The sequence below is a fragment of the Flavobacterium aquidurense genome (genome assembly GCF_001404985.1).
Taxonomy (GTDB): domain Bacteria; phylum Bacteroidota; class Bacteroidia; order Flavobacteriales; family Flavobacteriaceae; genus Flavobacterium; species Flavobacterium aquidurense_B.
In genome coordinates this window covers 818,214-830,391 of record NZ_JRLF01000015.1, presented here as the reverse complement: position 1 = coordinate 830,391, position 12,178 = coordinate 818,214, and the positions used below count along the sequence as shown (strand labels likewise).

Genomic DNA, 12,178 nt, shown 5'->3' with positions numbered 1-12,178 from the left:
AAGATTTGAGCAGATTTATTTTAATTATAATCTGCGTAGATCTGCTTCAACCTTTTTAAATCTGAGTAAAAACTCTTCACTTAATGATAGGGGCTGGCCTACCGTTTGTCAATTATTCTAAAAAATCAATCATTGCATTATTTACCACTTTTGACTGATCGATGGATAAAAAATGTCCTGCATCTTTTATTATTTGTGTTTTGCCTTTGATTAAATATTTATTTGCTCTTTCCAGACTTTCTTCTGAATTAATAACATCATGATCGCCTATTAATACCAATACAGGATTCGTAATAGATTTTAATTCATCATCAGAAAATGGATGCATTTTAAGCATACTTGAATTTGATTTTGCGTATTTATTGGCCAGATAAAATTGTCTTTTGTAAACAGGACTAATTTTTTCAGGATGAGTTGAAAATGTAGTCAGGGTTTTTCCGAATTTCTTTTCGCTTGGGAAGAGTTTTAGCATTAAAGCAGAAGTTGTTTTACCAACTTTATCTATAAATTTAAAGGTTTGCGCCGGACTTAACAACACTATTTTATCTATCGAATTTCTTTTTTCTGTAGCCAGTAAAGTTGCGATCCAGCCACCTCTTGAAGCGGCTACAATATCAAATTTCTTTAATTTATAATGATCGAAAATTTCGTTGTACAAAATTACGATATCTTCTGAAGAAAGTGGTTTTGAAATCAAAGTAGATTTGCCTGGTTCCATCATAAAATCAATGGCGTAAATGCGATGATTTTTAGCTAAAGGTTTAATGTTTGGATACCACATTGTTGAACTGGCATCCATTCCGTGAAGTAAAACCAGATCTTTTCCGTTTTTGGGACCAGCCATAATAACGTGTGCAGTTCCGTAAGTTGTTCTTATATCTTCTTCAGTGTAAGGGATATCCCAAAGTTTTAAAGCTTTGTCGTAGGATTTGATATAGGCTGTTTTTTCGCTTTTGGTTTTAAAGACATAGTCTTCAAATTTTGCCTTTTTAGTTGAAGCACAACCAGTAAGTAGAATTAATAATAGTATTCTAAAGTATATTTTTGGCATAGTCATAAAATTCAATTGATATTAAAGGTACGTAAATTGCGCGCCGATAAAGTATCAGAATTTTATTTTAAAGTATTATAATTATAATGTTCAGTTATTATAACGATTAGATTTAATTTCCTAATTCTAATTGATTTTTGATTAAATTAAAATAATCCGCTTTATTTTTTACTAGTTGATTATGGTTTCCTGTTTCGGCTATTTTTCCTTTTTTTAAAACTACAATATTGTCCGCATTTTTTACTGTGCTTAATCGATGAGCTATTATAATTACTGTTTTATCTTTAAAAAATTCTTGCAAATTATCATGTATTATTTTTTCATTTTCTGAGTCAAGTGCAGATGTGGCTTCGTCAAAAAATATGTAATGTGGATTTTTATAAACAGCTCTTGCAATTAAAATTCTTTGTTTTTCTCCACCTGATAAACCACTACCTGCAGAACCTATTTTTGTATTGTATTTTAGTGGTAATGATTCCATGAAATTTTTGATGTTGGCAGTTTTTACTGCTTTCTTAAGTTGAGTTTTATTGATTTTTTTATCTTTAGTTGCAATGTTTCTCTGTATTGTGTCTGAAAAAATGAAGCCATCTTGCATTACTACACCTGTATTTTCTCTAATGCTTTTTGGTGAAATAGTAAGTATATTGTCTTTATTATAGAAAATTTCACCATCAATTGGGTCGTAAAATCTTAATAGCAATTTTATTAATGTAGTCTTTCCACTGCCGCTTGCTCCAACAATAGCTGTTATTTTTCCTTCAGGAATAAACAGATTTATATCTTTTAAAACAAAAGGGGATTTTGGCCCTTCATATTGAAATGATAGGTTTTTAAAAGAAATTCCATTTTCTGGACAGTTTTTTTTATTTCTAATATTATCTAATAAACGTATTTGCTCATTAACTTCTTCAGGTTTATTATTTTGCACTTCATTTAAACGCTCTAAACTTAATTTTGCATCTTGCATAGATCGAAAAAAACTTATTAATTGATTTACTGGCGCATTCATTTGTCCAATAATATAAGAAATAGAAAGTAGCATACCTAATGTCATTGTATCCTGTACTACGTAAGTTGCTGCTAAAAAAGTAACCAGAATGTTTTTAAGTTGATTTATAAAGTCGAAACCTGAAAGTTGAATTTGATCAAGTTTTAAAATTTTCGAATTAAGTTTAAAAAGTTTCTTTTGAATTTTTTCCCACTCTTTTATTTTAAAATTTTCAAGTTGATTAAGTTTCATTTCTGTAATGCCATTGAGCATTTCAAAAATCGATTCTTGATTTTCACTCCTTTGCTGGAAACGAAAGTAATCTAATATTCTTCTTTTTTTTAGCCAATAAAATGACCATATAATTGATAAAGTTGTAAATAGAAAGTATACTAAAAGAATTTTAATATCATAATACCATAATATAGTAAAAAAAACTGAAAAAGTAATAATAGAAAAGAAAGTAGTTAAACTTTGTGAAGTAAGAAATTCCTCTATACGATCATTGTCTTGTATTCGTTGTTGAAAATCTCCCATTAATTTTGTGTCAAAAAACTTTATTGGAAGCCGAAGCATTTTTTTTAAAAAGTCCGAAACAATTGTAATGCTTAAATGTGTACCAATGTATAGCAATAACCAATTACGAAATATACCAATTGTTAGTGAACCTATGAACAAGCTTAATTGTGCTAAAAGTATAAGAGATATAAAATTAAGATCTTTGTTGTTTACGCCTTCATCTATTAGGGCTTCTGTTAAAAAAGGGAGAAATAAAGTTAAGCCACAACCTATTAAAAGTAGTAAAAACATAATGACTAACTGCTTTTTGTAGGGTATAAGATAGAAAAACAAGTATCTTATATTTAATTTGTCTTCTTTTGGAGCTTCTTTTTGGTAAAATTTTTCAGTAGGGTTTAAAAATATTGCTACTCCCTGAGCTCTGTCAGAAAGCCATGATTTTTCTAGTTTTTCCTGAGTTATTTTTATTTTTCCATGTTTAGGATCGGCTATATGAAAAATTTGTTCTCTTGAAAATAATGATTTAGTTATTTTATAAAGAACAACAAAATGACGTTGATTCCAATAAAGTATAAAAGGAATGATCTGTTTATTTTTTATAAGCTTTTCAGTTGTTGTTTGTACTGAAAGTGTTTCGAAACCAATTTGCCTGGATGCCTCACTTATTCCCAATACAGAGACGCCTTCTCTGGTCACATATGCATTTTTGCGTAGATATTCTAAAGGATAATTTTTTCCGTGAAAACTTGCCACCATACTAATGCAGGCTGGACCACAATCCATTTGGTCATGTTGGGCGGTAAATTTCATAATAGAATTTCTTTTCAAATTAGTTTAATGCATTTAAAAATATATTTTTAACAACCATTGTTTTCTTATCTTCATCAAAATCATGAATACAATATTCCTCATTTTTACTTTCAATTGACAATTGTGAACAAGAACCATTGCAAATAGGTAATATTTTACATTCTATGCATGGTTGGTTCTTAAATTTAGCATTCATTCTTTGATAATATTTTTCATTCCATAAAATAGATCCATTATCTTGTAAAATGCCTTCTTTATTTTCTGATTTAAAATCTCGGGCAGTACACTTAAATACTTCTCCATTGTAATTTATTGTTGCTTGATTTTTTTTATCAGCATAACAAGAGTTTCTAACATGATCTACTTCATCTATTGTTTGTGTTGATAATTTATTTATTTTAAATTCATCAATAATTTTAGACATTTCATTTTCAATATTTTTTTCTTCTTGCCATACCTTATGAAATGAAAAATTTAAAAGCTTTCTCTGTTGAGAAGTCAAATCTGAAAAATCCTTAATTATTTCGGTAATCTTACCATTTAAAGTTTCTTCTGAAATATTTAATCTTACAGTAACATTTATTTTGTTTTTCAATATCAATTTTATATTGTTGATTATTTCATCGTACGATCCTCTTTCCTTATTCACAAATCTTACTTTATTGTGACGTTCCCTGTGGCCATCCAGAGTTATTTGAAAATGATTAACCCCAAACAGATTACAATCTGTTAGAATTTTTTGATTTACAAGTAATCCGTTGGTTGTGAAATTTGATGAAAACTCAATTCCTTTAAGTTTTATTAATGGATAGATTTTTTCTAGTATAGGAAGAATAGTTTTATCATAATAAAGTAAAGGTTCACCACCAAACCAACTTAGATGAAATTGTTTTAAATTATTGTTTTCTAAAATGCTTTTTATAAATAAGATGACATTTTCTATTATTGATGATGACATTTTCGAATCTTTTATATGAGTCTCATAACAATACCAGCATTTGAAATTACAGTTCATTGTGGGATTAATAATTAATTCATAGATTTTATCATTTTGATCAATAGAGGCTACTAATTTTTTTACAGATTGAATTTCATCTGTATTTTTATTAATAATAAAACCTTTATCTTTAATATGTTTATAAAAGCCAGGGTGTATGTCATTTAATTCTGAAATTTTTTTTTCAGCAATAGCAGCTTGGTAAAGTTCAAATAATTCTAATTCCAGAATAATAAATTCATTTGATAAAGCATTGTATCCTATCATTGAACCTTCATGATAGAAAAAAGTGTTAAACTGACTAATGATCATAATTTTTTGTTTTATTTGGATAGTTGGGTAGATTATTTTCTACCCAACTATGTATTAGATATAATTATTCATTGAGCTTAATCTGCTTCTTTAACTTTACAATTTTTTTTATTTGTACAGTCACAATTGTCAGCTCCTCCTTTTAATTTTGCTTGTTGCTTTGGAGTAAGTGTTGTAAAGCCTCCAGTTAAAATTCCTTTAGATTCTACTAGCTTAGATAATGTTAATTTTTTCATACTAATTTTATTTTTACATTAATAGATTGAGTTATCTTTTACTACATAAAACTCTTAATTGGTAGTTGTTTGCAAACAATTTATATTGAATTCTTTCCTCTGTATTTGCAACTACAGCGTACTTGAAATATCAATTCTTAATCAATTCTATTTTGTTCTTCTTGATTTTTGTACTCTCTTTTATTTACATTAATTTTCTTTCCAAAATTGTAAATAATACCTAGTTTAAAGCATTGGTCATCATTGTAATTTCTGAATGAATTTTTAATTCCATTAGAATAGGATGTATACTTTATGCCTTTAGGGTTAATAATATCTTCTAAGTTTAGACTAATAATTAATTTTTTATTTAGTAAAAGCCATTTAAAAGATGTGTCGACCTGGATTCCATTTGAATTATAGTCTAAATTATTTACGCCTTTTGTAATGAACCACACATTTGTATTAAATACTACTGTTTTGTTGTTATTTAAGGTTAAATCATTTGAAATGTTAAATTCTCCGTTCCATCCTTTTAAATATTGCAAGGTTACAGGTATTGTAGAGTTTGTACTACTATAGTATACGTCTACTGAAGTATTGATATTCCACCATTTTGAAAGCTTAAAAATGAATGTTTGATTAATTCCCAGCATTTTATTAGTAATATAATTTAAAGGAATAATTTTTTCAATATTGGTTATTTCATCTAGTATAGTAACCTGGTCAAAATTATTATTAGTATGAGAAAAATAGATTTTAGTTATCAGATTACTTTTATGAGCATATTCTAATTCAATATTATTTGTAAAAGAAGGCTGTAAAAAAGGATTCCCTTCTGAGTAAGAATAAAGATTAGAGACATATTTAAAGGGATTTAATAAACTATACCCCGGTCTTTTAATTCTTTTGCCATAATTGGCGCTAAAGGAATGATTTTCATTAGGAGTAAAGGATAAGAAGAATGTCGGGAAAAGCCTGGCATAACTCTTACTGTTACTTTGAATAACTGTTTTGGACAAACCTTCAGTTTGTGTAAATTCATATCTTATCCCTATTTTAGTTTTCCATTGTTCACTTAGATTTTTCTCAGCGCTAAAATATACAGCTTGAGTGTTTTCTTTATAAATGAATTCATTACTAAGACCAGAATCGATTTCTTCTATATTACTTTTAATATTAAAATAGTTGAAATAATTATTAGTATTAGTAAATGATATTCGGCCTCCGTAATTAAATTCAGCCCATTTGCCTGGATGCACCATGTCTATATTTACAGCATAATTTTGAATATCCTGAAATCCATAATTTCGTGCGTCAAGAAGATTATTTTCAATAGGTTCATTACTTGGTAAAAAGGTTTGTGTTTTTAGAAATCTGTTTGCTATGTTTTTGTAATTAAAATAATCAAAATCTATCGAAAGTTTTCTGCCAATACTATCTATATCATAGGCGATATGATAATTTAAAGTGCTTGTTGTTTTTTCGTAATTGCCTCTGCTGATAGTTTTAATTATAGAATCAAGAGCTTTGGTTTGGGAATCAAATAAATTCGTCTTGCCAATTTCCTTCCTGAGAGGCTTATTACTTACGAAATTGTAATTAAAACCTGTAGAAAGCTTATCATTAATTTTATATTCCATTCCTAATTTTGTAGAAAGAAGATTAGAAAAATCCCGACGATTGTTTACCTTTTCCCAAGTAAGAGAAGGGTAATAAATTTGATTAGTATATTCAGGAGCATTTGATCCATTAATGTAGTTTAAACCAGAGTTTACTTGTACTCTCCCTTTTTGTATATTAAAGCTCCCGCCATTATTTGTTTTTGCATATGTAGATTGTTGGTAAATGGTCCTTAAAGAGGCATCCCAAGCATCTTTTTTTGTTTTTTTTGTTACAATATTTATTATACCACTATTACCTTCTGCGCTATATTTTGAAGGAGGATTTGATAGTACTTCTATCTTTTTTAAATCACTTGCATTAAGGGTTTTGAGGTAAGTTGCTAATTCTTCACCTGAAAATTGAACTAATTTATCATTTATCATAATAAGCATACTGCCTTTGCCAATCATTGATATTTCATCATTTTGAACTTTTATTCTAGGGGTAAGTTTTAAAGCATCTAAGGCATTGCCGCCGGTTGCCGCCACAGAATTTTCAACATTAAAAACCATTCTGTCTACTTTATTTTCAATAAGTGATTTTTTATTTTCAAGGATTACTCCTGTTAGGGATATTCCGATATTAAGATTGATAGTCTTTAAATCTAAATTATTGTCGATTATAATAAATTGAGAATAAACATTTTGTGAAAAATATTTTATAGAAAGCTCATAATTATCTCCCTTAATATTATTTATGTTGAATTCACCATATTTATTGGTAAGTTCAGAGTGTAAGGAAATAGAATTTGATGTTTGAAGAGTTACTTCTGCATATTCTACTGGAGAATTATTTTCATTAACCAACTTTCCTGATATTTTATATTGTGAATATCCACAAAATGGTATCAAAAGCAATATGATAAATACGTTTTTCATCTGTGGGTTGATTCGTTTAATTAATTTTTATGTAAAAAAAAGTTTGTCTGATTACAGATGTAATTGACAGTATTACATTTTTATATGATTTAAAAACATATATAAATGAACATAACATGGAACTAATTTGTTAGTTCCATTATTAATTTCGATAAGATGGTGGTATTTGCAACTTTTAAAGTTGACTTCTAAAGAAATTCAGTGCATAACTGAATAACAAACATAAGTAAAATTTACTATGTTTTAATTTTTTTAAAGAAAAATATTACGTTAAATAAAAAATAACCTTATAATCGTGAGAATTGTAGGTGATATTTAACAAAAAAACAGAGAAGTATAAGAATTAAATAGACATGTCTTCAAACTTCCAAGCCTTTTGCTGGCTTTCACTTAGAAAAGTCCAGGCAACGATACGGCTGTTTTTTTGACCCTGAGCCATGTCGATTGTTTTTATTGAAGAAGCATTTACTTTATTTAATGTTTTGTAAATGCTGGAAAGGTTTTCTCTTTTTGAAACCAAAGTAGTAAACCACAGACATTGCATTGCAAATTTTGAACTTTCGTAAATCATTTGAGTTACAAAACCAATTTCGCCGCCATCGCACCATAATTCGGCATTGTGACCTCCGAAGTTTAATACAGGATTTGTTTTTTTTCTTTCCTTTGTCAAGTTCGAAACTTTACGAACGGTACTTTGATTTGCATCTTCGGCAGAAGAATGAAAAGGAGGGTTGCACATTGTGAAAGTAAAACGATCTTCAGGTGTGATAATATTTTTGAAAATAAAGCGGGATTCGGTTTGCTGTTGTAAACTTATCGCATCAATTAATTTTGGATTCGCTTCGATAATTTTACTGCAATTTTCAATCGCTTTTTCGTCAATGTCAGTTCCAACAAAACTCCAGTCGTAAATAGCATTTGCTAAAATAGGATAAATGCAATTAGCACCGGTTCCTATATCTAAACCTAATACTGAAGATCCTTGCGGAATGATTCCGTTGTTGGTTTCGGCAAGTAAATCAGCCAGATAATGAATATAATCTGTTCTTCCGGGAATGGGAGGACAAAGATAATTTTTAGGAATATCCCAGTTTTGTATGTCGTAATAGGTTTGCAATAAGGCTTTGTTAAGCGCTTTTACAGCCATTGGATTACTAAAATCAATTGTTTCAATTCCGTGGATATTTATCGCAACATATGCTTTTAGCTCAGGACAATTCGCGATAAGAAGTTCAAAATCGTAACGGGAACGATGAAGATTTCGAGGATGTAAATTATTTTTTTCGGAATTGTCTGTTGCTTTCATTTTGTAAATTTCCGTGCAAAGATAGTCATTCCTTTTGGAGAAAGAGGTAATTATGAAAACGATTGCCCTAGCCCTGATGGAAGCGGCATCCTTTTTCCGGTTTCTTTAACCGGGAAAAGATATAGCGTACAGCAGGAATAGCTTCTAATCCATACATTCCATTAACAGCAAGTCCCCATTTGTATGTGTGATACTTACCAAACCATCCTGAAGAACTGCATTGCTGCTGCCGGTTCTATAACCAATGGTTAAGGTATCATTATTAAGCGGATATTGTAAATTGACAGAAGAAATGCCATTTACAACCCCAATTGGAATCAATGAAATTGGTGTTTTTGCGGTATACCATTTCTCGAATTTGTTGGGTAATAAAAATATTTTTGAATGGTCGTCGAGAATAACAATTTTAAGCAAATTGCGGTAACGAACAATATTAGTAAGGTTTGTAATAGTATGATCTGCCCGTTTTCCGGTCGCCCAGACTACGTTTACGGCAGGGATTTTTCTGGCGATCAAATAATCAAAAGCTTTCTCTAAATCTGTTTTATCCTCATCCGGAGTATGTACAATTTCTATAGGATATTGTGATGTTTTGTAGATTTCAGGATCAAAACCACGATCAAAGTCTCCCAAAAGTACATCGACTTTTATGCCTAAAGGTATAACTCTTTCTATAGCAGAATCGAGTACGATAACAAGCGGTGACCATTCTAGTAATTGTCCTAATAATTCAGGATTACAGGCTGCTCCGTTTGCAATAATTAAAGCTGGTTCCTGATCGTCGCGTACAATATGATGTGAAGACATTTAGTTTTTTGGTTTGAAATGTGCTGCAAATGTACGAAAGGATAAGATTGTAGAGGTTAGATTTTAGATTTTTAGACTTTTTTACCATTAAGATATTTAAGTTGATTGTTTAATGAAACTTAATGTCTTAATGGTAATTTTTTTTATTTTGTTGCTTTAAAAGCCGTTGCATCAACTTCGATTAACATTCCGTCGATGGCTAGTTTAGGAACCGGGATTAATGTACTTGCCGGAAAAGGTTTGTTTTTCCAGATTTTTCTAATTTCTTCGTTCCAGATTTTAAGTTTTTCCGGTGAATGGTTTACGATTAGAATCGTTATTTTCATGATGTTTTCCGGTTTTAAAACGTAACTATCCAAAACTGTTACAATATTTTTTAAGGCAACTTGTGTTTGTTCTCTAAAGTCACTGCTTAGAATGTGCTCTTTTCCTAATCCACCGCTTTGTCCGGAAATAAAAACAAATTCTCCCGGAGTCGAAACTGATGATGCATGACTGAAACCATAAGGAGTTGGGTCGAATAATGACTCAGGATTTTTAAAAGTCTGTGCTTTTGCAGTAAAGGCAAAAAGAGAAAATAGGGTAAAAATGAAGTGTTTCATGTTTTAGGAATTTTAAATTAATTATTTGCAAAGTTTGCTTAATTCTAATTCCTAAACCATTACATATGTTGAGGGGTTTTTAGTTTTCAGTTTTCAGTCGCAGTGGCAGTCTCAATCTCAGTTTACAGTCTCACTATTTGCTGCAAACTGTGACTGCAAACTGCGACTGAATACTGCGACTGAATACTGCGACTGAATACTGCGACTGTAAACCGCGACTAAACCAACCTTCTATGATAATTGATTTGTCCTAAATGATAGGCTAAATGTGTTGCAAGATGCACTAAAAAGTAACCTGTTGTCATTTCTTTTTCGAAAACAATTTGTGGATAGATATCTTCTAAATCATTTTCGTTTAGAATATCAAAAGCGTCATTTACCACTATAATTGTTGCTTCAATTTTAGCTATTAATTCTGATTTTGGAATATCTTTTAGTGAAAATTCTAAAGGACGATCCCGAACATATCCGGTTTTTCCAATTTCTGCGCCAATATAAGTATTGATGTTCCCGATAAGATGCAAACAGAGGTTTCCTGCCGAATTGGAAATGTTTTTGTCAATCTCCCAAATCTGACTTTCATTTTGGTACGATTCGATTTCAACTTTTAATTTGTTGAGATCTCTGTTAAAAAGTGATTTTAAGGTTTCGATTAGCATAGTGTTTTTATTTTTTTTTGACAGATTGAAATCTGTGATAAAGTTAATTTTTACTTGTTATCGGAATCCAGATTTCTTCTTCAGAATCCGGATGCTCTTTTTTGTATTGCGCTCCCATTACAGCAAAATGAGGTCTTTCATCTACAGTATATTCTGAATTGGGAAGCCATTCTACAAAAATAGAATGATAGGTTTTATGACCTTCACTTTGTGGGCCTTTATGAATAAAAACAGCGTATAATCCGGTTGGAATTACTAAAGGTTCCATTTCTGAAGGAATTTCATCAAAATCAGTGACTTCAACTGCTGCCCATTTTTCGAAAGAATTGCCTGGTTCGAAATTATCAAAATGACCATCAGGAAAAACTTCAAGAGAATATAAATTAGAATCAATTGAATTTTTAATGTCTTTTCGATTTGGCATAAAAGAACTCCATAATTGAAAAGTTTTGTTTTCGATAAATGACATTATAATGTACTTACCAATTAGTTTTTTCTCGGATAAAATCTCAATTCTGTGTTCCATGTAGTGATTATTGAATTTTATATTTTTTTATGTCGATTTCGCTAAGCGAAAAATAACCTAACGGATAATTTGATTTATCAGTCATATTGATGATATTTCCTTTTACAGTTGCCGGTGGTGATTGAAAAGGTCCGCCAACATTACTTCCGGCAATACTCACCAGAATACTCATGTAATTGTAATATTGTTTTGAAATTCCGTAATGTGTCATTTCTACTTCATCTCCAATTTTTAAATCATCATCATCTGATGAACTGAAATATTCATTTCCCTGAAAAAATTTATCTTCACTAACATAATAGGTTGAGGTAACTTTATTTGAGTAGACATATTTAAACAAGTAGAAATTATCTATATCCGCCGGATCGTTAAAGAAGGCTTTGGTTTCAATATCTTTTCCTGTAAAACCACCTTCATTATTTTGCTCTATTCGGGTTATTGGTGCTACAGATTTCATTGTTTCAGTAGCTGTATAAGTGATTCCGTTATTAATTACCGTTAAAGTATAGTTCTCATCGATTACGGGAATAAAATTAGTACAAACATATCTTCCTGTTTTTTGGACTTCAATAAAGTTGAATTGTACGTTTTGACTGTTTTTTATGTATACTGTTGCTCCGGAAACGGTTGGTATTACATTTTCGAAATAACCTGTTGTGGTCGTTAGTTTTATAGTTTGTTGTTTTCCTGCAGTCCCTTTTTGCCAGTTTATAGCAGCTTCGATCACTAATTTTGGTGCAGCGGTATCAAGATCAACATCGACAACTTCTTCACAACTTGTGAAGAAAATCGATAAGAAAAGTACAATTAATAAGGATGCTTTTTTCATGATATATCTTT

General features: G+C 30.1%; 11 protein-coding genes. All 11 read right to left on the bottom strand.

Annotation, left to right across the window (positions count from 1 at the left end):
- Positions 1–112: 112 nt before the first annotated feature.
- Positions 113–1,051 carry an alpha/beta fold hydrolase gene (locus RC62_RS22105; RefSeq protein WP_055098620.1) on the bottom strand — a complete coding sequence of 313 codons (939 nt, stop codon included), beginning with the start codon at positions 1,049–1,051 and terminating at the stop codon, positions 113–115.
- Between the two features lie 112 nt (positions 1,052–1,163).
- Complete coding sequence (locus RC62_RS22100) at positions 1,164–3,371, bottom strand: peptidase domain-containing ABC transporter (RefSeq protein WP_055098510.1); 2,208 nt, start codon at positions 3,369–3,371, stop codon at positions 1,164–1,166.
- 19 nt (positions 3,372–3,390) lie between these two features.
- Positions 3,391–4,680: a radical SAM/SPASM domain-containing protein gene (locus RC62_RS22095; RefSeq protein WP_082421348.1), complete on the bottom strand. Its 1,290-nt coding sequence runs from the start codon at positions 4,678–4,680 to the stop codon at positions 3,391–3,393.
- A 77-nt stretch (positions 4,681–4,757) separates the two neighbouring features.
- The gene (locus RC62_RS22950) at positions 4,758–4,916 is read right to left on the bottom strand and encodes a hypothetical protein (RefSeq protein ID WP_157472609.1); all 159 of its coding nucleotides are present in this window, start codon (positions 4,914–4,916) and stop codon (positions 4,758–4,760) included.
- A 137-nt stretch (positions 4,917–5,053) separates the two neighbouring features.
- Positions 5,054–7,438, bottom strand: coding sequence for an outer membrane beta-barrel family protein (locus RC62_RS22090; protein ID WP_055098508.1), 2,385 nt, complete (start codon positions 7,436–7,438; stop codon positions 5,054–5,056).
- Between the two features lie 343 nt (positions 7,439–7,781).
- A complete protein-coding gene (gene rlmF, locus RC62_RS22085) occupies positions 7,782–8,744 on the bottom strand; it encodes a 23S rRNA (adenine(1618)-N(6))-methyltransferase RlmF (RefSeq protein WP_055098507.1) in 963 nt (320 codons plus the stop codon).
- Positions 8,745–8,888: 144 nt separating this feature from the next.
- Entirely contained in the window at positions 8,889–9,551 is a 663-nt protein-coding gene (locus tag RC62_RS22080) for a thiamine diphosphokinase (protein ID WP_055098505.1), read from the bottom strand.
- Positions 9,552–9,694: 143 nt separating this feature from the next.
- On the bottom strand, positions 9,695–10,153 hold the full coding sequence (locus RC62_RS22075; protein WP_055098503.1) for a RidA family protein: 459 nt from the start codon (positions 10,151–10,153) through the stop codon (positions 9,695–9,697).
- A gap of 218 nt (positions 10,154–10,371) precedes the next feature.
- Positions 10,372–10,812 (bottom strand): DinB family protein, encoded by a 441-nt coding sequence (locus RC62_RS22070; protein ID WP_055098502.1) that lies wholly within the window; start codon positions 10,810–10,812, stop codon positions 10,372–10,374.
- A 43-nt stretch (positions 10,813–10,855) separates the two neighbouring features.
- Positions 10,856–11,338: a GyrI-like domain-containing protein gene (locus RC62_RS22065; RefSeq protein ID WP_055098501.1), complete on the bottom strand. Its 483-nt coding sequence runs from the start codon at positions 11,336–11,338 to the stop codon at positions 10,856–10,858.
- Between the two features lie 7 nt (positions 11,339–11,345).
- Positions 11,346–12,167 (bottom strand): DUF4249 domain-containing protein, encoded by an 822-nt coding sequence (locus RC62_RS22060; protein ID WP_055098500.1) that lies wholly within the window; start codon positions 12,165–12,167, stop codon positions 11,346–11,348.
- Positions 12,168–12,178: the final 11 nt, after the last annotated feature.

Coding starts and splice junctions, on each gene's coding strand:
- RC62_RS22105 (WP_055098620.1), bottom strand. CDS start 1,051: ATGCCAAAAATATACTTTAGAATACTATTATTAATTCTACTTACTGGT.
- RC62_RS22100 (WP_055098510.1), bottom strand. CDS start 3,371: ATGAAATTTACCGCCCAACATGACCAAATGGATTGTGGTCCAGCCTGC.
- RC62_RS22095 (WP_082421348.1), bottom strand. CDS start 4,680: ATGATCATTAGTCAGTTTAACACTTTTTTCTATCATGAAGGTTCAATG.
- RC62_RS22950 (WP_157472609.1), bottom strand. CDS start 4,916: ATGAAAAAATTAACATTATCTAAGCTAGTAGAATCTAAAGGAATTTTA.
- RC62_RS22090 (WP_055098508.1), bottom strand. CDS start 7,438: ATGAAAAACGTATTTATCATATTGCTTTTGATACCATTTTGTGGATAT.
- rlmF (WP_055098507.1), bottom strand. CDS start 8,744: ATGAAAGCAACAGACAATTCCGAAAAAAATAATTTACATCCTCGAAAT.
- RC62_RS22080 (WP_055098505.1), bottom strand. CDS start 9,551: ATGTCTTCACATCATATTGTACGCGACGATCAGGAACCAGCTTTAATT.
- RC62_RS22075 (WP_055098503.1), bottom strand. CDS start 10,153: ATGAAACACTTCATTTTTACCCTATTTTCTCTTTTTGCCTTTACTGCA.
- RC62_RS22070 (WP_055098502.1), bottom strand. CDS start 10,812: ATGCTAATCGAAACCTTAAAATCACTTTTTAACAGAGATCTCAACAAA.
- RC62_RS22065 (WP_055098501.1), bottom strand. CDS start 11,338: ATGGAACACAGAATTGAGATTTTATCCGAGAAAAAACTAATTGGTAAG.
- RC62_RS22060 (WP_055098500.1), bottom strand. CDS start 12,167: ATGAAAAAAGCATCCTTATTAATTGTACTTTTCTTATCGATTTTCTTC.